This is a genomic window from Pedobacter sp. NEAU-ZC8 (assembly GCF_059278965.1).
In genome coordinates this window covers 31395-54424 of sequence record NZ_JCAJXC010000021.1, presented here as the reverse complement: position 1 = coordinate 54424, position 23030 = coordinate 31395, and the positions used below count along the sequence as shown (strand labels likewise).

Below are 23030 nucleotides of genomic sequence, written 5' to 3'. Positions count from 1 at the left end.
TGCGAATATAGTTATATCTAATAAGTTTGTTAACATTTGTAATAAACATATGTTGATAACTTGTTAAACGGCAAAGTTGCAATTCATGGTATTGCAAGAAAACAGGTAATTATTAATCACGCTGAGCAGCAAGCAGATACAGTACAGCCATACGAACTGCTACACCGTTTTCCACCTGATCAAGAATGATCGACTGCTTACTGTCGGCTACATCACTGGTAATTTCCACACCGCGGTTGATAGGTCCGGGGTGCATTACAATGATTTCTTTGTCCAGGCTGTCGAGAATTTGTTTGTTCAAGCCGTACATCATGGCGTACTCGCGTTGAGAGGGGAAGTATTTAATGTCCTGTCTTTCCAACTGGATGCGCAACATGTTGGCCACATCACACCAGTTCAAAGCTTTCATCAGGTTATGTTCCACTTTTACACCCAGTTCGTGGATGTGTCTTGGAATTAAGGTCGTTGGTCCACATACCATTACTTCTGCGCCCAGCATCTGTAAGCACAGGATATTGGAGATTGCAACCCGGGAGTGCAGGATGTCGCCTACAATCACAACCTTCTTGCCTGCAACGTCGCCCAGTTTCTCGCGGATGGAGAAAGCATCAAGCAGCGCTTGTGTTGGGTGTTCATGGGCGCCATCACCGGCGTTCACGATCTGTGCGTTAATGTGTCTGCTCAGGAACACGCCGGCACCGGCATAAGGATGACGCATTACTACCATGTCCACTTTCATGGCCAGGATGTTGTTTACGGTATCGATCAATGTTTCGCCCTTGCTAACGGAAGAAGAGGATGCTGCGAAGTTCAATACATCAGCAGAAAGCCTTTTCTCAGCAAGTTCAAAGGAAAGTTTGGTTCGGGTAGAGTTTTCAAAAAAGATGTTGGCGATGGTAATGTCACGCAGCGAAGGCACTTTCTTGATGGGGCGATTAATTACCCCTTTAAAATTATCTGCAGTTTCGAAAATGAGTTCAATATCATTCCGGTTAATATCTTTAATACCTAAAAGATGCCGGGTTGATAGTCTGTCTGCTGCCATTTCTTATTTGTTTCTGTCTGATAATAAAATTACTTTGTCCTCTCCGTCTGTCTCTTTCCAGGTTACCCTTACAAGCTGAGAATCTACGCTGTCTACCTGCTGGCCGGTATAATCGGCTTCTACAGGCACATGCCTTGAAAACCTGCGGTCTATAAGCACCATAAGTTCCACTTTCGCGGGCCGTCCAAAAGCAAGTAAGGCATCAAGCGCCGCCCGGATGGTACGTCCGGTCCAGAGCACATCATCAATCAGCACCACATTCTTGCCTTCAATAATGAAGTTGATGGTATTTGAACTTGCATTCACCAGGCCATCTTTCCTTCTGAAGTCATCCCGAAAGAAGGTGATATCCAGATTTCCTTTCAGAATTTTACTGTCCGGCAGAATGGTCGAAAGCTCCTGTTGTACCCGGTCGGCGAAATAACTGCCCCGGGGTTGGATGCCTATTAATACGGTATTTGAAAAGTCGGTGTGGTTCTCAATAAGCTGATGGCACAACCTTTTGATTGTGATCTGAAACTTAGGGCCGTCTAGCAGTGTTCTTTTTTGCATGGACTTAGGGTTGCGCAAATATAAAAAAATTGGATGAAGCACAAAGCGCGCTGCCCAGATATCGGTCATTTAGTACATTTGCGTATGGCACATCCGGTGATATTTTTCGATGGTGTTTGTAACCTCTGCAATGCCGCAGTGCAGTTTATCCTGAAGCACGACAAAGCAGCGGTGTTTAAGCTGGCGGCGCTTCAGAGTGATGCAGCACGCCAGTTGCTCGCAGATCAGCCTGTTAATGCAGCGGCTTCCAACAGCATCCTGCTGCTCGAAGATGGACGGGTCTATAGCCGCTCCACTGCTGCGCTGCGTATAGCGAAACGGCTCAGTGGTGCCTGGCGATTATTGTACGTCTTCATTATAGTACCTGCATTTATTCGTGACTTTCTCTATGACCTGGTGGCAAGGAACCGTTACCGGGTATGGGGTAAGCAGGACAGCTGCATGATCCCGGCACCGGAGCTGCAGGAAAGATTCCTTTGAAAGGTTTCCTGATGACCTGTTGAACCCCGGTATAAACGGCGTCTAAGCGCCCTTGATCCGGTAAGTAGGCGAGTCAACCCCGGCTCGAGGCCGGCTCAAGGGCGGCTTAAGGGCGGCTCGACCCCAAATCTGCTGCAGCCCCGGGCCGAAATTTGAACAGCTTTGTTGCATAAACGTTGCTGGATTATTTGCTAAATTGTGCTTAGCCTCAGGGGCTATATACCTAACCAAATAAAATCTATATGTTTAACAGAAGATCATTTTTAAAAGCCAGCGGGACGTTGGCGGGCATGGGACTGCTATCTGCTTCCGGATGTTCAAAGCACATTTTTTCAGCTGCCAAATCAAAGTATCCACCTATAGGCCTGCAGACCTACACCTTGAATTTTCTTTTTAATGCCAAGGATGCAAACACCGCTGAGGTGTTAAAGCAAATTGCTGCAATCGGGGTAAAGGAACTTGAAACGGCGACTGGCACACCCGACAGTCTTTACTATGGTCACAAACCAAAAGAGTTCGCGAAAATCGTGAATGATCATGGGCTGAAATGGATCGGGAACCATTATCAGGGGCTGCCGCGCCAGGCCGCGAGTACCGGAACAGCGAACCGGCGCATAAACCTTCGTGATGATCTGCAGCAGATTGTTGATGATTCTGCCGAAGGCGGTTGTTCCTGGGTAATATGCTCCAGCTCGGCAGAGTCGAATATGGATGAGATTAAACGAACTACGGAGATCTTCGCCAAAGTAGGGGAACTGTCTGCCGCACAAAAGATGAAGTTTGCTTACCATAATCACCAGTCGGAATTTGACAAAATAGATGGCGTTAGTGCATACGATTATATATTAGGTCAGACGAATAAAGATCAGGTGTTTATGGAAGTGGATCTGGCCTGGGCTACAGAAGCGGGAATGGATCCGGTAGAGATGTTCAAACAATATCCAGGCAGATTTCCTTTATGGCATGTAAAAGATATCGATCGCAGCAGCAAAAAGCCATGTCCAGTAGGCCAGGGTAAGGTAGATTTTAAACGCATATTCGAGCAATCGGCACTTTCAGGTGTACAACATACTTTCATTGAACAGGATGGAGCCAAAAACATTGACGATCCCGCATCAAGCGTAAAGTGGATGCAGACAAATCTGGTGTAATTACCTGAGTCGATAAGTTGATCATTATGCTATCTTTGCGCATTAAATAATTTAAATGGGAGCAAATTTCATTGAGATTCTAAGAAAATCTCACAGTGTTATACTAGAAAAGTGGATTGATAGCCAGTCAAATATCATGACTTACAATGATGATTTGATTAGTAGTCAGGAGATTAGGGAACAAGCTGAAGAATTGTTGTCAGCCTTCCTGAAAAACTTAAATGTGGACAATGCCGGTAATGGCGACGCCCCAGAATTCGATGAAGTGGTTGAGGCTTTATCAGATCTTTCCATCAGCCGTGCAAAGCTAGGTTTCAGTCCTAAAGAAACTGGTGTTTTTGTAAACGGTATGAAAAATGCCATTATGGAGGTCCTTGAAGCTGAATTGACTGCAGATCCAGCAACCTTATATGCTGCAAGCAAACAGCTGCATACGCTTTTCGACAGCTTCAATATTGTAACCTTTGAAACTTTCATTCGCGGACGTGAAGAGGTGATCATCAGACAGACAGATGAGATCTCAGAAATTTCTACCCCGGTAATCCGCGTTTGGGAAGGTATCCTTGCCTTGCCGATCATCGGTACGTTAGACAGTGCCAGAACACAGGTTGTAATGGAAAACCTGTTAGAGGCAATTGTTGAAACCGGAAGTAGTATTGCTATTCTGGATATTTCAGGTGTCCCTGCGGTAGATTCACTGGTTGCACAACACTTGATGAAAACCGTTGCTGCAACGCGTCTGATGGGTGCGGAGTGCGTGATCAGTGGTATCCGCCCGGAAATTGCACAAACAATTGTCCACCTGGGTATTGATTTGTCAAACATCATCACCAAAGCTTCTCTTGCGCACGCTTTAAGGTTCTCCTTTCAGTCGCTGAAGTTAGAAGTTAAAAAAGTACAAACTCCGGCAAACCGATAATACCCTATGGAGAAAATTCCAATTTTAAGAATGGGACCATTTTTATTGGTCACCATTCAAGTGGATCTTTATGACCGTCTGGCGTTAAATCTAGAGGCTGATTTAATCAAAACGATCAGCGACACCAATGCAAAAGGTGTGCTGATCGATATTTCTGTTGTTTCTATTGTCGACTCTTTCATGGGCCGTATCATCGGAAACATTGCCAGTATGTCGAAGATTTTGGATGCAGAAACTGTAGTGGTGGGTATGCAGCCGGCGGTAGCAATTACGCTTATTGAGCTTGGTTTGCCCCTGACCGGTGTACATACGGCATTAAATGTTGAACGTGGAATGGAACTGCTGAAGTCAAAAGTAGATCTAAGTGACTATTCATCGAACGAAGATGAGGATGAGTATGAGCCCGATGATCAGCGTGATTACTAAACAATCGATGTTGATCCAGCAGGATCACGATGTTGTGCCTTTTCGAAACCGTGTTAAGGAATGTGCTGTAAAGCTAAAAATGGGCTTGGTCAATCAAACTAAACTCATTACTGCGGCAAGTGAACTGGTGCGTAACATGCTCAAGTATGGTCGTGGTGGTCAGGTGTTGATTGAAGGGGTTTCCAAAAGAAACCAATTCGGGGTGCGTCTGGTGTTTATCGACAAAGGCCCGGGTATTCCTGATATTGCGCTTGCCATGAAAGACGGCTACTCCACTGGTAAAAGCCTTGGGCTGGGCCTTCCCGGAACCAAACGGCTTGTGAATGAATTTGAAATCGAATCGACAGTTGGCGTAGGCACCAAAGTGTCTATCATTAAATGGTGTAATGGTTAACAAGAACTATACACGTTATGAAGCTTCCGACCGGAGTTTTTATGCGCTGCTAAGAAAAGGTATCCATAAACAGGCAGTACAGGCTGATTTTTCAGAGATCAAAATTGCGCATCTGGATCTTATTGTTGCAGAGATTACCTCCAACCTGGACAAGTACACCAACGGTGGAGAGGTGCTCTGTGCCGTTCAGGGGCTGGGTAATGACCAGTATATGGAGATCATCGCTATTGACAGCGGACCGGGGTTCAATGACCTGGCCCTTATGATGGTTGATGGTATATCTTCAGGCAGTACTCTAGGCCATGGATTGGGCAGTATCAAAAGGATGTCTGACTTTTTCAGCATCTACTCCCTGAAAGGCTGGGGGACGATCCTGGTATCCAGGCTCTATAAAACGGATGCGCGTACAGAAAACCGCCGGATTGTGGTTCGGGGTATCGTGGTGCCAAAACCGCCGGAGAAAGTTAGCGGTGATGGTTTTACGTATAAGTTTTCAGAACGCTATTTCAAGCTGATGCTGATGGATGGCCTGGGACACGGACCTGAAGCCAACAAAGCTGTAGAAGAAGCATTCAGTGCATTTAAACTTTGTCCTTTACATGATCCTGCAGATATTGTCCGGTACATGCATCCACCACTGAAGAAAACCAGAGGGGGGGTAGGCACCCTATTGGTGTACGATGGACAGAAGGATGTTTATAGCATTCTTGGTGTTGGGAATATTGCATCAAAGATCGTCGGCAATACAGAGTGTAAAAATATTATGCCTTATAATGGTATCATCGGCCATAACATTCCAAACACCATGACCAGCCATGAGATACCAGCTAAGGACTACAAATTTATTGTGATGTGTTCAGACGGAATTAAAACTCGCTGGGATATTACGAAGTATCCACACATACAGCGTTACGATCCGATCATCATCGCAGCAGCTATTTATAAAGATTTTGCCCGGCATACGGATGATATGTCGGTTGTAATTATAAAAATAAATAAGGTATGATCAGGTTAGCAGAGGTTACCTTAGAAAACGAGATGGATGTGGTATTATCTGGTCAGAAGTTTCTGAAAATAACAGAGCTGCTACACCTTAATTTGTCGACCCGCAGCACCTTTGCCAGTGCGGTTTCGGAGGTTGTACGGGTGATGACCGAACACACCGACCATGGTGTGTTACAGCTTGGGATTGTGGAGCAGGATCGCCGTCAGAAGCTGATATGTAAAATATGTTACCCGGCAGATGAACCGCCTATAGATCCCGACCTGTTCATGTATGCTAAAAAGCTGGTGCCTTTCTTTGATACCCATAAAACTGCCGAAAAAATTATTATTGAATTTTCGATCGGCTTACCAAAATCATTGAACCTCAACAAGCTTAAAATTCAGCAGATTGCGGAAGCGCTCGAGCAAAACGGTCCGGTGTCACCTTATGAAGTGCTGAAGATCAGTAAGAATGAACTTACGGCGAAGGCTGAACTTCAGGAGGCCGAACTTCGTGCTTCCAAGGTGATGAATGAACTTAAATCAGAGTTCATTTCCATGGCTAGCCATGAGCTTAAAACTCCAATCACCATATTGAAAGCATATGGGCAGCTTGCGCTTTCACCTAAAGTGAAAACGGTGGAGCAAGCGCAGTCCATAGTAGAAAAAATGAATGCACAGTGTGTCAAATTATCTACGCTTGCCTTGCAATTACTGGACTCCGCCAAAATTGAAATCGGTCAGTTGGAATACAATATGATGCCAGTGGATTTTGTGAGCTATCTTCATCAAACCATTGAAGATCTGCGGCACTTGATTCCGCACCATACACTTGTGGTCGATTGTGCTGATACCTATACCATACGGATTGACCAGCTACGTATGGAGCAGGTGCTGAGTAACTTACTCAGCAATGCTGGAAAGTACTCCGAATCCGGTACGAGCATACATCTTTGTACCAAAAATGATTATGAGAACAAACTGTTGATCTTCTCTATCAAAGATGAGGGTATCGGCATTTCGCCAGACGGCATCACGAAGATCTTCCAGAAATTTCACCGTGAACCAGAAGTGCTAAGCAAACATTCCGGACTTGGAATGGGTATGTATATCGCAGCTAAAATTGTGGACGCACATGGTGGTGATATTTGGGTAGAAAGTACCACAGGTGAAGGATCTACCTTCCATATTTCGTTACCTTTCGCATAAAAAGACATCGGAGAAGCACTGATCTCCCACCGACAAAACACTTAAGAAAGGGCCGCCAGGCCCTTTTTTGCTGTATCCTACGATGTTGATAAATTTTTTGTGGTAGAAAGTGGTAAAAAGTGGTAGAAGTCGTTAATTTTACCCTACATTAAAGGTGTAAATATTATAATGGTTCAACTGCTGGGAGAGTATGATTGTAAATTGGATGCGAAGGGTCGCCTGATGGTGCCTTCCGGTCTGAAGAAGCAATTGCCAAATGTTGACCAAGAGGGACTTGTCATCAACCGTGGGTTCGAAAAGCATCTGGTTATTTATCCGAAGAAAGTTTGGGAACAGAAGATTGAAGAGTTGAGCAAACTTAATCAATACGAAGAAAAACACCGGATCTTTATTCGACTATTTACCCGGGGTGCGACCGAATTGCTGATGGATGCTGCCGGAAGGATTAATCTTCCAAAATCGTTGATGGAAGCTGTTGGGATCTCCAGCAACTCAGAACTGGTTTTAGCATGTCAGCTGGATAAGATCGAAGTTTGGAACAAAGGGGCTTACGAAGCTTTGTTTGACGAGGATCCGAAGAGCTTTGCACTTTTAGCGGAAGAAGTAATGGGAAATAAAAACAAGGGGGAGCATGGAAACTAATTACCACGTACCAGTATTGTTGCAGGCCTGTATTGATGGTTTAAACATTAAACCCGACGGTGTTTATGTTGATGTAACCTTCGGTGGGGGCGGCCATTCCCGTGAGATCTTAAAACACCTGGGTGATAAAGGTGTCCTGATTGCTTTTGATCAGGATCCTGATGCACAGCGTAACAAGATCGATGATCCGAGATTCCGTTTCGTAGATCAAAACTTCGCTTTTCTTAAAAACAACCTTCGTTTATTGGGATTTAAAAAAGTAGACGGCATCCTGGCTGATCTAGGCGTGTCCTCACACCAATTTAATGAGCCTGAGCGTGGTTTCTCCACACGCTTCGAGTCGACACTGGATATGCGTATGGATAAGCAAGGTGAATTAACTGCAGCGACAGTTTTAAACACCTATTCTGAAGAGCAATTACATCGCATCTTCGGCATTTACGGTGAAGTTAAGAATGCTAAATCACTGGCGAAAGCAATTGTTACTGCACGTGTGTCGCAGCCGATCAACACGCTTGCCGAGTTTAAGTCCGCAATTGCTTCCCATATCCCAAAGGGTAAGGAGCACAAGTATATGGCGCAGGTTTTTCAGGCGCTTCGTATTGAAGTGAACAAGGAGATTGAAGTGTTGGAGCGCTTCCTGGAGCAAACAGCAGAAGTGTTGAATCCGGGTGGTCGCCTGGTGGTGATGTCCTATCACTCGCTGGAAGACAGGCCTGTAAAGAATTTCATTGCCAAAGGCAAGGTTCGCGGAGAAGTAGATAAAGATTTCTATGGTAATCAGCTGAAGCCTTTTAATGTGGTAACGCGAAAGGCTGTTGTCGCTGATGAAAATGAACTGGTGGATAACAGTCGTTCAAGAAGTGCAAAATTAAGGATTGGAGAAAAGATATGAGTAACCAATTCAGAACATATGAGGTCGACGAGCCGGAAATGATGGCTGAACCGATCGTTAAGGTAAAGAAAGCAAAGCCTGTAAAAGATGTGCCTGAAGCCAAAATGGGCGCAAAGACATTTTTTAAGAAGCTTTTTAGTGAGGGTGGTGTGAGTAAAGAAGCTGCAACGGAGATGTTGCCGTTTTTGTTGTTTTTATCCTTTCTGGGGATGTTATACATTGGAAACAGTCACATCGCGATGCAGAACATCAGGAATATTGACAAACTGCAGAAAGAAGTAAAAGAATTAAGTTGGGAATACAAGTCGCTTAAGGCTGACTTGATGTTCAAGAGTAAATTGACCGAAGTTGCAAAGAAGGTAGACACTTTGGGTGTAAAGACTTTAACCGAACCGCCAAAGAAAATTATTGTGAAGAACAATGAACATTAGAGCGAACATATTACTACGTGTTTATCTGGCTTTCGGCCTGATTGTACTGCTTGCCGTGGCGGTATTAATCAGACTTTGCGATGTACAGTTTGTAGAGGGGAGTAAATGGCGTGCCATGGCCGATAGCCTCTCTACAAAGTATGTCAATATAGAGCCTGCGCGTGGAAATATTTATTCTAACGATGGAAGCCTGCTGGCGACTTCGGTTCCGGAGTATGAACTCCGTATGGATATGTTTGCTGGTGGCATCAGTGATAACGAGGTTTTCTACGGCAAGGTAGATTCCCTGGCGATTCGTTTGTCGGGCTTCTTCAGGGATAAGAGTCCTAAGGAATACGCGCGAATGCTGCGCCGTGCCAGACAGGATTCCTCGCGCTATGTGTTGCTTAAACGTAAGGTTAATTACCAGGACCTTAAAGTTGTGCGAAGCTTCCCGCTGTTCAATATCGGGAAATACTCCGGCGGCTTAATTGCCATTCAAAAGAATAAACGCATTCTTCCTTTCCAATTTTTAGCTCAACGTACTATTGGTTACAAGAATGTAAACGTGCAGAATGGGGTAGGTCTGGAAGGTGCCTACGGTAAATACATCGATGGTGAAAGTGGTAAGCGTTTAGTGCAGCGTACGGCGGGTGGTGTATGGATGCCGGTGAATGAAGAAGCCGAGATCGCTTCTAAAGAAGGGGCGGATATCATTTCCACGATCGATATTAATATGCAGGATCTGTGTCAGAGTGCCTTGGAGAAGCAGCTTATTGCAAGTGATGCACACCATGGTACGGTGATCCTGATGGAAGTTAAAACCGGTGAGGTTCGTGCTATTGCCAACTACACCAAGGTTGCCAAAGGAGAATATAAAGAAACGTTTAACTACGCCATTGCAGGTAACCAGGATCCTGGATCAACATTTAAAGTTGCTTCTTACATGGCGCTGCTGGAAGATGGTCTGGTTGATACAAATACGTTGGTTTCAACGGATAACTACAGAGTGCCAGGGAAGACAATCAAAGATTCGCATGGTAGCATCGGTGTTGTAACCGTGAAGAAAGCTTTTACAGAATCTTCCAATGCTGCGATTGCACAAATGGTAAATACCCATTACCGTAATGATCAGTCCAGGTTCACGGATCATCTGTATCGTTGGGGATTGAATGAGAAACTTGACCTGCAGATCCCAGGTGAAGCACAGCCGGTAGTTAAAAATCCAAAGAATAGAAGCTGGAATAAGAACCTGACTTTACCGCAGATGGCATATGGCTATGAGATGCAGTTAACGCCTTTACACATGCTATCATTCTATAATGCCATTGCAAACGATGGTAAATTGATCGCACCGATCTTTGTTAAGGAGATCCGTAAATTAGGCAACCCAATAGAGCAATTTGAGGCAAGGGTAATCAACGAGAAAATTGCTTCGGACGAAACCATCGATAAGATGCAGGATCTGCTGGAAGGTGTATTTACGCAGGGTACAGGAAAATCGCTGGCTTCTAAATATTTCAAGATCGCCGGGAAAACGGGTACGGCCCAGGTAGCGGATGGGAACAAGGGATACCGCGCTAAACGTCAGTATCAAAGTTCCTTCTGTGGCTATTTTCCTGCAGACAATCCAAAATATTCCCTAATTGTGGTGATCAACGATCCTAAAGGTGCTTATTACGCGGCGCTGGTAGCAGGCCCGCCATTCAAAGAAATCGCAGACCGCATTTACGCCTCTGATATGTCCCTGGCCAAAAACTACACCGAACATCTGGTGGGAAATACCAAAGCACCTGAAGCAAAAGCAGGTAAAAGCAAAGCCGTGAAAACCGTTTATCAGTCTTTAGGTATCAAAACATTATATGCTGCCAAAGGTGATTACTTCAACAGCATTGATACCAGCAATGGCCTGGTTTACCAGGAATATACTTCCGTAAAGGGCGTGATGCCGAATGTTACCGGCATGGGCTTAAAGGATGCATTATACCTTTTGGGGAATGCAGGCCTTAAAGCGAAAGTAACAGGTAGTGGAAAAGTAGTAAAACAGTCGATAGCGCCGGGCTCAAAGATCAGCAAGGGCTTAGGCGTACAAATAGAATTGAAATAATATGCAGCTGCAGGATATCCTATATGGCGTAACGATACAGATGCTTGTTGGTGTAACCAACAGGGAGGTTGCCGCACTGGAATTTGATTCCAGAAAAGTTCAGCCTGAAACCGTATTTTTTGCCATTAAAGGCACCTTGGCCGATGGGCATCAGTACATCGGGCAGACCATTGCTGCAGGTGCATCGGTGATTGTCTGTGAAGATATGCCGGAAGCACAGTCGCCGGAGGTGACCTACATCCAGGTGGAAAACGCCAATGTAGCGCTCGGGATTATGGCTGCCAATTTCTATGGCAATCCATCTTCCAAGCTGAAGCTGGTTGGGATTACCGGAACAAACGGCAAAACGACCATTGCAACCTTATTATTCAAGCTTTTTACGGAACTTGGATATGCTGTTGGTCTGATCTCAACTGTAGAGAACCAGATTAAAGAAACAGTTATTCCATCTACGCACACCACACCAAACCCGGTTGCGCTAAACTTGCTGTTAAAGCAAATGGTTGATGCCGGCTGTGTCTATTGCTTTATGGAGGTAAGTTCACATGCGGTGGTGCAACACCGGATTGAAGGATTACACTTTGCAGGGGCGGTGTTCTCTAATATTACACACGATCACCTGGATTTCCATAAAACCTTCGACAACTACATCAAAGCAAAGAAAGCGTTTTTTGATGGCTTGCCAAAAACGGCCTTCGCCTTGACCAATGCCGACGATAAAAACGGTATGGTGATGCTGCAGAACACGAAAGCGACCAAGAAGAGCTATGCACTTAAACAGATGGCCGACTTCAAAGCCAAGATCATTGAAAACAGCTTCAGTGGCCTGAACCTTGAGATCGATCAGCTTGAAGTATACTTCAAACTTGTAGGCTCCTTTAACGCTTATAACTTACTGGCGGTATATGGAACAGCCATACTACTGGGTGAAGACAAGATGCAGGTGCTCACGGTGCTTAGTGAGCTTAGTGGCGCGGAAGGTCGCTTTGACTATGTTGCAAATAACCAAAAAATCATTGGTATTGTTGATTATGCGCATACACCAGATGCCGTGCAGAATGTATTAAGCACGATCGCGAATATTCGCAAGGGCACAGAGCAAGTGATTACTGTAATTGGCTGCGGCGGTGATCGTGACACCTCAAAACGTCCGGTGATGGCACAGGTAGCCTGCGACTGGAGCGATAAGGTGATCCTGACGTCCGACAATCCAAGGACCGAGGATCCAAACGCCATACTGCGCGATATGGAGGCTGGCGTTTCACCGAGCAATAAACGTAAAACATTAACCATAACAGATAGGAAGGAAGCAATTAAAACAGCATGTCATCTGGCAAAGCCTGGAGACATCATTTTAGTTGCTGGAAAGGGACATGAAAAATATCAGGAGATCAGTGGCGTGAGGTATCATTTTGATGATAAGGAAATTTTAACGGAACAATTAAACTTAATCAGCTAATGTTATATTATCTATTTGATTACCTGCGAGAACATTATGACTTTCCTGGATTAAGGTTGTTCCAGTACATCACCTTCCGTACCTCCTTGGCGATCATCATTTCTTTGATCATCACGACTGTTTTTGGACATACCATCATCAGCTATCTGCGAAAAATGCAGGTTGGCGAAACCGTTCGTAATCTTGGGCTCGAAGGCCAGATGCAAAAACAGGGTACACCAACGATGGGTGGTATTATGATCCTGCTTGGTATTCTGGTGCCAACATTATTGCTGGCGAATTTGTCGAACATCTATGTCATTCTGATGATTGTAACCACCGTTTGGATGGGAGCAGTTGGCTTTTTAGATGATTACATCAAAGTTTTTAAGAAAAATAAAGAAGGCCTTGCTGGTCGTTTCAAAATTGTAGGTCAGGTAGGTCTTGGACTGATCATTGGTTATACCATGTACTTTCACCCGAACATTGTAGCACGTCAGAAAGTTGATGAGGCCAACATCACGAAATCTAAAGCACCTATGGTGTTAAGGCAAAAAGGTGAAACCTACTACTATACACAGGATATCAAGACTACAATTACGAATGTCCCTTTTTACAAGAACAATGAGTTTGATTACGCCAAGGTGCTGAAATTCATTGGTCCAGGATATGAGAAGTATGCTTTCCTGGTGTTTATGGTTTTTGTTGTAGTGATCATCACCGCTGTTTCCAACGGCGCAAACATCACCGATGGGATCGATGGGCTCGCCACGGGTACCTCAGCCATCATCGGGATCACGCTGGGCATTCTGGCTTACGTCTCTGGTAATACCGTCATTGCGGACTACCTCAACATCATGTACATTCCAAATTCTGGTGAGCTGATGATCTTTGCGGGCGCCTTTGTGGGTGCATGTGTCGGCTTTTTATGGTACAACTCTTATCCTGCACAGGTTTTTATGGGCGATACCGGCAGTCTTGCGATCGGTGGAATCATTGCAGCCTTTGCGATCATGATCAGGAAGGAACTGTTAATTCCAATACTTTGTGGCGTGTTCCTGGTAGAGATACTTTCGGTTATGCTGCAGGTTTCTTATTTCAAATACACCAAGAAACGCTTTGGTGAGGGACGGCGTATTTTACTGATGTCTCCTTTACATCACCATTATCAGAAAAAAGGCTACCATGAAGCGAAGATCGTTGTTCGCTTTTGGGTAATCGGAATACTGCTGGCCATCATTACAATCATCACCTTAAAAGTAAGATAATGGAAAAGGGCAGGATTGTAATACTAGGTGCTGGTGAAAGCGGATACGGTGCAGCATTGCTGGCGCAGAAACAGGGCTTTGAGGTCTTTGTTTCAGACGCGGGCAAGATAGCACCCGGCTATAAAGAGAAATTAACCGCATTGAATGTGCCTTTTGAAGAAGGTCAGCATACCAGTGACTTGATCACCAATGCGACAGAAGTGATTAAGAGTCCTGGTATACCGGAGACTGCGGCTATGGTGAAGACTTTGCTGGCTGCCAACGTGCCGGTGATTTCGGAAATCGAATTCGCTAAACGTTATACCAAAGCAAAAACGATCTGTATTACAGGTTCAAATGGCAAGACAACGACTTCAACGCTGATCTACCATCTGCTGAAAAAAGCAGGTATCAATGCTTCATTGGCAGGAAATATCGGAAAAAGCTTTGCTGCACAGGTCGCTGAAGATCAATACGACTGGTATGTGCTTGAAATTTCAAGTTTCATGCTGGACAGCATGTTCGAGTTTAAGGCAGATATCGCGGTACTGTTAAACATTACACCCGATCATCTGGACCGCTATGATTACAAAATGGCAAATTATGCAGCATCAAAAATGCGCATTACACAAAATCAAACAGCAGCGGATTATTTCGTTTACTGTGCTGATGATGCCGAAACCATGAAAATGCTGCAGACCATGAAGCTGCAGGCCAGGCAATTTCCATTTTCAATCCTCCATCACGTAGATGAAGGTGCCTGGGTAGAAGACGACCTAATCCACATAAATATAAACTCAAAAGATCAATTTACTATGTCTATAGCAGAGTTAGCCTTACAAGGCAAGCACAATATCTACAATTCAATGGCCTCGGGTATTGTTGCCAAAGTGCTGGATATCCGTAACGCGACCATTCGTGAAGGGATGGGAGATATAAAGAATATTGAACACCGCATGGAGTTTGTTGCCAAGATCTCGGGTGTAACTTACATCAATGATTCTAAAGCGACCAATGTGAATTCAACCTGGTATGCACTGGAGAGTGTAAGTACTGACGTGGTGCTGATCATGGGCGGGGTAGACAAAGGAAACGATTATGAAATGCTTAAGGACCTGGTGAAAGACAAGGTAAAAGCAATCGTTTGCCTGGGTAAAAACAACAAGCGCATTCATGAGGCTTTTGAAGATGATGTGGACATCATTGTAAACACCTTTTCGGCAGATGAAGCGGTACAGGTTGCTTATCATCTGGCAAAGAAAGGTGATACCGTATTGCTTTCACCTGCATGTGCAAGTTTCGACCTTTTCACCAGCTACGAAGACCGTGGCCTCCAGTTTAAAAAAGCTGTAAAAGAACTATAGATATGTCGGTAAGTGCGCTATTGGAAAAAACAAGGGGAGATCGCTGGATATGGCTGATCATTATCCTGTTGTCGTTAATTTCGATCCTTGCAGTATACAGTGCAACGGGCACACTTGCCTATAAACAAGGGAAAGCCGTAGAAAAGATCCTGCTTACCAAGCACATCATCTTTGTGGTGATGGGTATTGCGATGATCTACATCTCGCATTTGCTGGATTATAAGTATTATGCGGGTATTTCGAAGGTGCTGATGATCATCACGGTGCCACTGCTGGTTTATACCCTGGTGTTTGGAACCAGTTTGAACGACGCCTCGCGTTGGGTTAAGATTCCATTTATTGGTTTAACCTTCCAGACATCCGATTTGGCGAAGCTTGCGCTGATCACTTTCCTCGCACGTATGCTGACCAGGAAACAGGAAAATATCAAGGATGTAAAAAAGGCCTTTGTGCCAATTATGGGTTCTGTATGTGTGGTGTTTATCCTTATTGCATTGGCGAACTTGTCTACAGCGCTGATGCTTTTTGGCGTGAGTATTCTGTTGTTAATTATCGGCAGGATCAGCATTAAGCAGATTGGAATAGTTTGTGCAGGTGGGGCGATATTACTGCTCTTTGTGGTGTTCCTTGGACCAAGAAGGGAGACCTATAAATCAAGGATCCAGTCTTTCCTGCATCCGGAGTTGCAGCATTCCGACAAGACCTATCAGGCAGACCACGCGAAGATGGCCCTTGCTAAAGGTGGCGTGTTCGGTACAGGGCCTGGAAACAGCATTGAGCGCAATTTCTTGCCGCACCCGTATTCGGATTTTATCTTTGCAATTATTGTAGAAGAGTATGGTTTTTTTGGTGGCTTGATCATCATTATACTCTATCTTGTGTTGCTCTATCGATGTGTCCGGATCGTAACGCAGAGTCCAAAAGCATTTGGCGCTTTGCTTGCTGCCGGACTAAGTTTTAGTTTAACCATCCAGGCTTTTGCAAACATGGCTGTAGCTGTAGGTTTAGGCCCGGTTACTGGTGTGCCTTTACCATTGGTGAGCATGGGTGGAACCTCTATGATCTTTACCAGTATTGCGTTTGGTATCATTCTGAGTGTAAGTAGAGACGTAGAAGAAAATAATAAGAAAGTTGTCGTTGGTGAAATTCCAGCAATGGCATAAAGATATAACAATGAGACCAACAAGAATTATCATATCAGGAGGCGGTACCGGCGGACACATATTTCCGGCGATATCCATTGCCAATGCTTTAAAGCGTTTGGAGCCGGGTTGTGAGATCCTGTTTGTTGGTGCATTGGGCAGGATGGAGATGGACATGATCCCTGCCGCCGGGTACAAGATCATTGGGCTGAACATCGCTGGTATCCAGCGGGGTTCCATCGTAAAGAACCTGGCGCTGCCCTATAAAATGTTCGACAGCATGCGTAAGGCATTGAAGCTGATCACGGACTTCAAGCCAGACGCCGCAGTGGGTGTAGGTGGTTACGCTTCGGGGCCGCTGTTACTTGCAGCATCCTGGAAGAATGTGCCGTACCTGATTCAGGAGCAAAACTCGTATGCTGGTGTCACCAATAAAAGGGTGGGCAAGAACGCTGCGAAGATCTGTGTTGCTTTTGACGGGATGGATCAGTTTTTTCCGGCAGCACGCATCCTGAAGACGGGTAACCCGGTACGCAAGGATGTTGTGGACATTGAGAACAAACACTTTGCTGGTGCAGAGCTGCTGAAACTTGATCCGCTGAAGAAAACGATCCTGGTAACAGGAGGTAGTTTGGGTGCAGGCACGCTGAACAAAAGCCTGGAAAAACATTTAAAAGATATTACAGACCAGGATGTGCAGTTGATCTGGCAAACTGGTAAATATTATTATAAGGGTATCATTGAACGTTTAGGTGCGGAGCCGCATCCAAATGTGCGCATTCTGGAATTCTTAAACCGGATGGACCTGGCATATGCTGCTGCTGACGTCATTATTTCACGTGCAGGAGCGGGGACCATTGCGGAGCTTTGCCTGATTAAAAAGCCAGTAATCCTGGTGCCTTCTCCGAATGTTGCTGAAGACCACCAAACTAAGAATGCACTGGCCCTGGTGAAGAACCATGCGGCTTTAATGATCGCTGACCGTTCGGCAGAGGATACGCTGGTGAAAGCTGCGCTGGATCTTTTAAACGACAAGTCGAGATGCGAAGCTTTTTCAGAAAATATCGGAAAAATGGCGCTTCCGAATGCGGATGAGATCATCGCCAACGAAGTTTTAAAATTAACCAGGAGGGCATTATAGATGGAGTTGCAGGCAATTAGACGTGTTTACTTTGTAGGTGTTGGCGGCATTGGAATGAGTGCCCTGGCCCGCTACTTTGTGATGCGTGGTTGTTTGGTAAACGGGTACGATAAAACCCGTACACCGCTTTGTGCGGCACTTGAAGCTGAGGGAATATCCATCAGCTATCAGGACCGTGCAGAAAGTATTGCTCCGGAATTCGTTGCGCCATCTGAAAGTACGCTTGTTGTATATACGCCAGCTATTCCGGCGGATAGTGCCATTTTGCATCACTTCAGACATGCAGGCATTAAGCTGTACAAACGTTCTGAAGTATTGGGTATTATCAGTGCAGGCCAGTTTTGCATTGCCGTTGCGGGAACGCATGGAAAAACAACGACTTCTGCAATGATCGCGCATCTCCTGAAAGCAACAGGCCATGATTGTACGGCCTTCCTTGGTGGCATCGCCAGCAACTATAACAGCAATTTCATTGCGGGCGAGAACAACGTTGTTGTCGTGGAGGCAGATGAATATGACAGATCTTTTTTAACACTTCATCCCGACATTGCAGTGATCACGTCCATGGATGCTGATCACCTGGATATTTATGGTGATGCAACACAATTGGAGGAATCATTCAGGTTATTTGCTGGTCAACTGAAATCTGGGGGAACCTTGTATGTGAAAGCAGGACTACCATTGACAGCTTTGGATACTTATGGCATCGGGCATGAGGGCGGCATTTCGGCGACAAATATCCGCGTAGAAGCAGGCCACTTCGTATTTGACTACGAAAATGGATCTGCATCAATATCGGGCATCCGGATGTTACTTCCTGGGCGGCATAATATTGAGAACGCATTGGCCGCGATCAGTGTGGCATTAAAAGTAGGCGTAGCGGGAGATCAGATTAAGAAAGCACTGGAACTTTTCACAGGGGTTAAACGCCGTTTCGAATACGTGGTACGGAATGCGGATCAGGTGTATATCGATGATTATGCCCATCATCCTGAGGAGCTGAAAGCATGTTTCAGCGCGGTGCGCGAGCTTTTTCCAGGCAGGAAATTGACTGTGATTTTCCAGCCACATCTATTTACACGCACTCGTGATTTCGCGGAAGCGTTTGCACAAGTGCTGAGTACTGTAGATGATCTGGTGTTACTGGATATCTATCCTGCACGGGAGTTGCCAATTGCAGGCATCAGCGCGGAGTTCCTGTTGGATAAAGTTACGATACAGGATAAGAAGATCCTGAACAAAACCCAGGTACTGGGTTATATAGAAGCAAAATATCCTGCCTTGCTGGTAACCGTAGGTGCAGGCGACATCGATACCTTGGTTGAACCTTTAAAAGCCATTTACCATGCTTAAGAGGATTCGCTGGAAACTGGTATTTAAAACAACAGCATGGGTGGTTTCTATGGTGGGTATTGTGATGCTGATGAGTTTCGTGGAGACGAAAAAACAGACCATGAAGTGTTCTAATGTGAAGATCCTCATTCCTGGTGCGGACAACTTCATTGAGCGTGAAGAGATCGATGACATTCTAAAGAAGAACCAAGGCATCCTGATTGGGAAGTCCATGGAGCAGATTAACCTGGATGACATTGAGCGGAATATCAAATCAAATCCATACATCGCATCGGCGAAGGTTTTTGGTGATATGAATGGGGTAATCCATATTGAAATTGAACAGCGGGAGCCCGTGTTGCGTATTATCAACGCAGGTGGACAGGACTTTTATGTAGACCGTGAGGGTTTGAAAATGCCGGTCTCGTCGAATTTCACGGCGAATGTTCTTGTGGCAAACGGAAACATTTCGGAGTTCTTCAATGGACGACTGGATACCCTGCGCAATCCGCTTGCAAATGATCTGTATGAAACGGCGTTGTTTATCCGTGCGGATACGCTGTGGGACGCGCAAATTGAGCAGCTGTATGTTGCAGAAAATAAAGACATTGAGCTGATTCCGAGGGTTGGAAATCAGCGTATAATACTTGGCGACGCAGATTCACTGAACGTGAAAATGCGAAACCTCCGGGAGTTCTATAAGCAAGCCATGCCGACAGTTGGCTGGGACGCTTACAAAACGATCAATATCAAATACACCAACCAGGTGGTTTGTGAAAGAAACAAGGTTGATTCCGTTTATAGAGCCGCACCGGTAGTGGTTAAAAGCCCGGTAGACAGTATTAAAAGCAATCGGAAGGTTGTGGATTCTATTGTCAAGGATGAGATCCTTAAACAGATCAGAAATAATTAACAGATACCAGAAAAACAAACAAAATACAAAACGCAGCAAATTGATATAGTTATGGGCAAAGAAAAATTTACGGTTCAATCACCTATTGTTGTTGGATTAGATATTGGTACCACTAAGATCTGTGTCATTGTTGGACGCAGAACGCAACACAACAAAATAGAAGTACTCGGCATTGGCAAAGCAGAGTCGGCGGGGGTTACCCGTGGTGTAGTATCCAATATTCAGAAAACCGTCCAGGGCATTCAGCAGGCCGTGGAAATTGCCAGTGGACAGTCTAACGTAGAAGTTCGGGTTGTTAATGTTGGTATTGCGGGCCAGCACATTAAAAGCCTGCAGCACCGTGGGATTTTGACCAGAAGAGAGCTAAACAACGAGATTTCTAAGAAGGATATTGACAAATTAATAGATGATATGTTCAAACTGGTTATGCCCCCAGGAGAAGAAATCATCCATGTGTTGCCTCAGGAATTCACCGTAGACAGCGAGCCAGGAATCAAAGACCCGATTGGTATGGCTGGGGTACGTCTTGAAGCGAATTTCCACATTATCTCCGGACAGGTTACCGCTGTAAAAAACATTATGCGTTGTGTAAGCAATGCAGGACTACAAACACAAGAGTTAATTCTTGAGCCGCTGGCTTCCTCTGAATCGGTTTTAAGTGAAGAAGAAAAAGAAGCCGGTATTGCCTTGGTTGATATTGGTGGTGGTACAACCGATATTGCTATTTTCCACGAAGGAATTATCCGTCACACTGCTGTAATTCCATTTGGCGGTAACAGCGTGACAGAAGATATCCGTGAAGGTTGTTCTGTAATGCGCAACCAGGCGGAGTTGTTGAAGACAAGATTCGGTTCTGCCCTGGCCGAAGAAAATAAAGAGAACGAAATCATTTGCGTACCTGGATTGAGAGGTCGTGAGCCGAAAGAGATATCTGTGAAAAATCTGGCCTATGTAATTCAGGCGAGGATGGAAGAAATCATCGAGCACATCTACTATGAAATTAAATCTTCCGGGTATGAGAAAAAACTGATCGGCGGTATTGTGATCACTGGTGGGGGTTCTTTATTGAAACACCTGCCACAGTTGGTAGAATATGTAACCGGACTGGACTGCAGGGTAGGGTATCCTAATGAGCACCTAGCGAAGTATGAGGACATGCCCAAGTCTATTTACGACGATTTGAAGAGTCCGATGTATGCAACCAGTGTTGGTTTGTTGATTAAGGGAATTCAAAAAGCAGAAGAGCTGGTTGAGGAAATGAAGCAGCCTGGGGTGTTTGTGGAAAAGCCGAAGGAAAGCAAGGAAAAAGCAAAGAAAAGTGGAAGTGGTTTGTTTGATAAATTACTTGCAAAAACAAAAGATTTCATCAAAGACGATATGAACGTAAGTGATGAGGATTACATAAAACCTTAATAATTTTCAACATGTAAATAGTTTTCCACATTATTAACACATGTGGAAAACGTATGTTAAAAAGTGTTAATATTACATTTGGAGATGAACAGGTATAACCTATTTTTAATCTACTGATTCTGAAAGATATGCAATTCGAAATGTTAAAAGATAAATCGTCGATCATCAAGGTTATTGGTGTCGGCGGTGGTGGTGGTAATGCGGTAAACCATATGTACCGTCAGGGGATAACAGGTGTTGATTTCATCATCTGTAATACAGATGCACAAGCCTTGGAGTCAAGTCCGATCCCGAACAAGGTGCAACTGGGTGCGAGCTTAACAGAAGGAATGGGCGCAGGTTCAATTCCGGAGGTAGGAAAGAACTCTGCCATTGAGAATATAGAAGATATTAAAGTTATGCTCGGTAACACAACAAAGATGTTGTTTATCACTGCCGGTATGGGTGGTGGTACCGGAACCGGAGCAAGTCCCATCATAGCACAAGCTGCAAAAGAGCTTGATATCTTAACCGTAGCGATCATTACAACGCCTTTCTCCTTCGAAGGAAAGCGCAGGAAGATGCAAGCTGAAGATGGTTTAGATGAGCTGAAGAAATATGTAGACTCTTACCTGGTAATTTCGAATGACAGGTTAAGAGAAATTTTTGGTAACCTGACCCTTGGTTCTGCATTTGCGCAGGCCGATGATATTTTAACCACCGCGGCAAAAGGAATTGCAGAGATCATCACCGTACCTGGTTATATCAACGTAGACTTTAAAGATGTACGCACCGTGATGAAAGACAGCGGTGTTTCTATTATGGGTAGCTATTCGGCAAGCGGTGAAAACCGTGCCTTGGTTGCCGTTGAAGGCGCACTAGCTTCTCCATTGTTGAAAGATAACGAGATTGAAGGTGCAAGGTACATTTTGTTAAACATCAGCTCTGGTGTGAACGAGGTTACCATGGATGAAGTTGCCATTATTACAGACTACATTCAGGACAAAGCAGGTTTATCTGCAGACTTGATCTGGGGTAACTGTATCGATGAGAACCTGGAAGATCGCCTTTCTGTAACGATCATCGCAACTGGCTTTCAGACCACGGAACAACGGGCGCAGGACAAAAAGAACGTTAAGAAGATCTCTTTGTTAACGCCTGAAGAAGCACCTTTGGTAAAACCGATTGAGCCTGTAAATACCTTTATGGCACCAAAGCCACAGGTACATAGCAGCACTGAGCCCGTAATGAAAGCAAAGGAAGCACAATCTGATATGTTTGGCGACATGATGAATGCACCAAAAAACAGAAGAGCAGATGATCAGGATTCTAATGTGATCAAACACACCTTAATTGAGGAGGAAATCTATCCTAATGAGGCACAGCCTGAGCCAGGCTTCGAATTCGAAGTGAAAGTTGCTGAAACAGACTTCACCTTTGAAAAGCCTGTCGCAGACTTTAATTCAAACCAGCAACAAACCAGCAGACCTGAAGTTGAGCCGGCAGGAGCTGATGACAATAAGACCGATGAGTCGATGGAAGATCAGCTTAGAAAATCCAAAGAAAGGATTTTAAGGTTAAAGGACCTGAGCATGAAACTTCGTACCGCTAACGGTTTACAGGAGCTAGAAAATGAGCCTGCATATAAAAGAAAACAAATGCAATTGCAGCAGGTACAGCATTCTTCGGAGTCTCAAGTATCCAGATTTACGCTAAGCAGCGATGAAGATGGATCGACAGAAATTCGCCCGAATAATTCATTCTTGCACGACAATGTGGATTAAATAATTGTTAACATCATAAAAAGCCTTAAGGAATAAACCCTTTAAGGCTTTTTTGCTGAAATA

22 protein-coding genes are annotated in these 23030 nt (G+C 44.8%); 20 read left to right on the top strand and 2 right to left on the bottom strand.

Annotated features, from left to right (window positions below; genetic code table 11):
- Positions 1-112: 112 nt before the first annotated feature.
- Positions 113-1045, bottom strand: a complete 933-nt coding sequence (locus AC5WJX_RS15535) for an aspartate carbamoyltransferase catalytic subunit (RefSeq protein WP_440431091.1) — start codon at positions 1043-1045, stop codon at positions 113-115.
- A gap of 3 nt (positions 1046-1048) precedes the next feature.
- Positions 1049-1597: a bifunctional pyr operon transcriptional regulator/uracil phosphoribosyltransferase PyrR gene (gene pyrR, locus AC5WJX_RS15530; protein ID WP_440431089.1), complete on the bottom strand. Its 549-nt coding sequence runs from the start codon at positions 1595-1597 to the stop codon at positions 1049-1051.
- A gap of 33 nt (positions 1598-1630) precedes the next feature.
- Between pyrR and AC5WJX_RS15525 the strand changes: the two genes are divergently transcribed.
- From AC5WJX_RS15525 to ftsZ, 20 genes are all read left to right on the top strand, one after another.
- A complete protein-coding gene (locus tag AC5WJX_RS15525; protein WP_494485245.1) occupies positions 1631-2077 on the top strand; it encodes a thiol-disulfide oxidoreductase DCC family protein in 447 nt (148 codons plus the stop codon).
- 242 nt (positions 2078-2319) lie between these two features.
- Positions 2320-3228, top strand: a complete 909-nt coding sequence (locus AC5WJX_RS15520) for a TIM barrel protein (protein WP_494485244.1) — start codon at positions 2320-2322, stop codon at positions 3226-3228.
- A 55-nt stretch (positions 3229-3283) separates the two neighbouring features.
- Entirely contained in the window at positions 3284-4147 is an 864-nt protein-coding gene (locus AC5WJX_RS15515; protein ID WP_494485243.1) for an STAS domain-containing protein, read from the top strand.
- Between the two features lie 6 nt (positions 4148-4153).
- Entirely contained in the window at positions 4154-4573 is a 420-nt protein-coding gene (locus AC5WJX_RS15510) for an STAS domain-containing protein (RefSeq protein WP_440431081.1), read from the top strand.
- Positions 4533-4967 carry an anti-sigma regulatory factor gene (locus AC5WJX_RS15505; protein ID WP_494485242.1) on the top strand — a complete coding sequence of 145 codons (435 nt, stop codon included), beginning with the start codon at positions 4533-4535 and terminating at the stop codon, positions 4965-4967. Before AC5WJX_RS15510 ends, AC5WJX_RS15505 begins: the two co-directional genes overlap by 41 nt.
- On the top strand, positions 4960-5973 hold the full coding sequence (locus AC5WJX_RS15500) for a PP2C family protein-serine/threonine phosphatase (RefSeq protein WP_494485241.1): 1014 nt from the start codon (positions 4960-4962) through the stop codon (positions 5971-5973). Before AC5WJX_RS15505 ends, AC5WJX_RS15500 begins: the two co-directional genes overlap by 8 nt.
- Entirely contained in the window at positions 5970-7160 is a 1191-nt protein-coding gene (locus AC5WJX_RS15495) for a sensor histidine kinase (RefSeq protein WP_494485240.1), read from the top strand. Before AC5WJX_RS15500 ends, AC5WJX_RS15495 begins: the two co-directional genes overlap by 4 nt.
- 168 nt (positions 7161-7328) lie before the next feature.
- Positions 7329-7802, top strand: coding sequence for a division/cell wall cluster transcriptional repressor MraZ (gene mraZ / locus AC5WJX_RS15490; protein WP_494485239.1), 474 nt, complete (start codon positions 7329-7331; stop codon positions 7800-7802).
- Positions 7792-8697, top strand: a complete 906-nt coding sequence (gene rsmH / locus AC5WJX_RS15485; RefSeq protein ID WP_494485238.1) for a 16S rRNA (cytosine(1402)-N(4))-methyltransferase RsmH — start codon at positions 7792-7794, stop codon at positions 8695-8697. Before mraZ ends, rsmH begins: the two co-directional genes overlap by 11 nt.
- Complete coding sequence (locus tag AC5WJX_RS15480) at positions 8694-9128, top strand: FtsL-like putative cell division protein (protein WP_440431070.1); 435 nt, start codon at positions 8694-8696, stop codon at positions 9126-9128. Before rsmH ends, AC5WJX_RS15480 begins: the two co-directional genes overlap by 4 nt.
- Complete coding sequence (locus tag AC5WJX_RS15475; protein ID WP_494485237.1) at positions 9118-11214, top strand: penicillin-binding protein; 2097 nt, start codon at positions 9118-9120, stop codon at positions 11212-11214. The genes AC5WJX_RS15480 and AC5WJX_RS15475 overlap by 11 nt, the downstream gene beginning before the upstream one ends.
- Position 11215: 1 nt before the next feature.
- Complete coding sequence (locus AC5WJX_RS15470) at positions 11216-12673, top strand: UDP-N-acetylmuramoyl-L-alanyl-D-glutamate--2,6-diaminopimelate ligase (protein WP_494485236.1); 1458 nt, start codon at positions 11216-11218, stop codon at positions 12671-12673.
- A complete protein-coding gene (gene mraY, locus AC5WJX_RS15465; RefSeq protein ID WP_494485235.1) occupies positions 12673-13920 on the top strand; it encodes a phospho-N-acetylmuramoyl-pentapeptide-transferase in 1248 nt (415 codons plus the stop codon). The genes AC5WJX_RS15470 and mraY overlap by 1 nt, the downstream gene beginning before the upstream one ends.
- Positions 13920-15263, top strand: coding sequence for a UDP-N-acetylmuramoyl-L-alanine--D-glutamate ligase (gene murD / locus AC5WJX_RS15460; RefSeq protein WP_494485234.1), 1344 nt, complete (start codon positions 13920-13922; stop codon positions 15261-15263). The genes mraY and murD overlap by 1 nt, the downstream gene beginning before the upstream one ends.
- A 2-nt stretch (positions 15264-15265) precedes the next feature.
- A complete protein-coding gene (locus AC5WJX_RS15455; protein ID WP_440431060.1) occupies positions 15266-16426 on the top strand; it encodes an FtsW/RodA/SpoVE family cell cycle protein in 1161 nt (386 codons plus the stop codon).
- Positions 16427-16436: 10 nt separating this feature from the next.
- A complete protein-coding gene (murG, locus tag AC5WJX_RS15450) occupies positions 16437-17546 on the top strand; it encodes an undecaprenyldiphospho-muramoylpentapeptide beta-N-acetylglucosaminyltransferase (RefSeq protein ID WP_494485233.1) in 1110 nt (369 codons plus the stop codon).
- Positions 17547-18899, top strand: a complete 1353-nt coding sequence (gene murC, locus AC5WJX_RS15445; RefSeq protein ID WP_494485232.1) for a UDP-N-acetylmuramate--L-alanine ligase — start codon at positions 17547-17549, stop codon at positions 18897-18899.
- The gene (locus tag AC5WJX_RS15440; RefSeq protein WP_440431055.1) at positions 18892-19791 is read left to right on the top strand and encodes a cell division protein FtsQ/DivIB; all 900 of its coding nucleotides are present in this window, start codon (positions 18892-18894) and stop codon (positions 19789-19791) included. Before murC ends, AC5WJX_RS15440 begins: the two co-directional genes overlap by 8 nt.
- A gap of 51 nt (positions 19792-19842) precedes the next feature.
- Positions 19843-21204, top strand: a complete 1362-nt coding sequence (gene ftsA / locus AC5WJX_RS15435; RefSeq protein WP_440431053.1) for a cell division protein FtsA — start codon at positions 19843-19845, stop codon at positions 21202-21204.
- Positions 21205-21332: 128 nt separating this feature from the next.
- Positions 21333-22967: a cell division protein FtsZ gene (gene ftsZ / locus AC5WJX_RS15430; RefSeq protein WP_494485231.1), complete on the top strand. Its 1635-nt coding sequence runs from the start codon at positions 21333-21335 to the stop codon at positions 22965-22967.
- The last annotated feature ends 63 nt before the right edge of the window (positions 22968-23030 follow it).

Excerpts from the sequence above, each read along its gene's own strand:
- AC5WJX_RS15510 (WP_440431081.1), top strand. The coding sequence starts at position 4,154 with ATGGAGAAAATTCCAATTTTAAGAATGGGACCATTTTTATTGGTCACC.
- ftsA (WP_440431053.1), top strand. The coding sequence starts at position 19,843 with ATGGGCAAAGAAAAATTTACGGTTCAATCACCTATTGTTGTTGGATTA.
- AC5WJX_RS15475 (WP_494485237.1), top strand. The coding sequence starts at position 9,118 with ATGAACATTAGAGCGAACATATTACTACGTGTTTATCTGGCTTTCGGC.
- mraZ (WP_494485239.1), top strand. The coding sequence starts at position 7,329 with ATGGTTCAACTGCTGGGAGAGTATGATTGTAAATTGGATGCGAAGGGT.
- AC5WJX_RS15515 (WP_494485243.1), top strand. The coding sequence starts at position 3,284 with ATGGGAGCAAATTTCATTGAGATTCTAAGAAAATCTCACAGTGTTATA.
- AC5WJX_RS15525 (WP_494485245.1), top strand. The coding sequence starts at position 1,631 with ATGAAGCACAAAGCGCGCTGCCCAGATATCGGTCATTTAGTACATTTG.
- murD (WP_494485234.1), top strand. The coding sequence starts at position 13,920 with ATGGAAAAGGGCAGGATTGTAATACTAGGTGCTGGTGAAAGCGGATAC.
- murG (WP_494485233.1), top strand. The coding sequence starts at position 16,437 with ATGAGACCAACAAGAATTATCATATCAGGAGGCGGTACCGGCGGACAC.
- AC5WJX_RS15500 (WP_494485241.1), top strand. The coding sequence starts at position 4,960 with ATGGTTAACAAGAACTATACACGTTATGAAGCTTCCGACCGGAGTTTT.
- AC5WJX_RS15520 (WP_494485244.1), top strand. The coding sequence starts at position 2,320 with ATGTTTAACAGAAGATCATTTTTAAAAGCCAGCGGGACGTTGGCGGGC.
- AC5WJX_RS15505 (WP_494485242.1), top strand. The coding sequence starts at position 4,533 with ATGAGGATGAGTATGAGCCCGATGATCAGCGTGATTACTAAACAATCG.
- AC5WJX_RS15535 (WP_440431091.1), bottom strand. The coding sequence starts at position 1,045 with ATGGCAGCAGACAGACTATCAACCCGGCATCTTTTAGGTATTAAAGAT.
- pyrR (WP_440431089.1), bottom strand. The coding sequence starts at position 1,597 with ATGCAAAAAAGAACACTGCTAGACGGCCCTAAGTTTCAGATCACAATC.
- mraY (WP_494485235.1), top strand. The coding sequence starts at position 12,673 with ATGTTATATTATCTATTTGATTACCTGCGAGAACATTATGACTTTCCT.
- AC5WJX_RS15470 (WP_494485236.1), top strand. The coding sequence starts at position 11,216 with ATGCAGCTGCAGGATATCCTATATGGCGTAACGATACAGATGCTTGTT.
- AC5WJX_RS15455 (WP_440431060.1), top strand. The coding sequence starts at position 15,266 with ATGTCGGTAAGTGCGCTATTGGAAAAAACAAGGGGAGATCGCTGGATA.
- AC5WJX_RS15495 (WP_494485240.1), top strand. The coding sequence starts at position 5,970 with ATGATCAGGTTAGCAGAGGTTACCTTAGAAAACGAGATGGATGTGGTA.
- AC5WJX_RS15440 (WP_440431055.1), top strand. The coding sequence starts at position 18,892 with ATGCTTAAGAGGATTCGCTGGAAACTGGTATTTAAAACAACAGCATGG.
- rsmH (WP_494485238.1), top strand. The coding sequence starts at position 7,792 with ATGGAAACTAATTACCACGTACCAGTATTGTTGCAGGCCTGTATTGAT.
- AC5WJX_RS15480 (WP_440431070.1), top strand. The coding sequence starts at position 8,694 with ATGAGTAACCAATTCAGAACATATGAGGTCGACGAGCCGGAAATGATG.
- murC (WP_494485232.1), top strand. The coding sequence starts at position 17,547 with ATGGAGTTGCAGGCAATTAGACGTGTTTACTTTGTAGGTGTTGGCGGC.
- ftsZ (WP_494485231.1), top strand. The coding sequence starts at position 21,333 with ATGCAATTCGAAATGTTAAAAGATAAATCGTCGATCATCAAGGTTATT.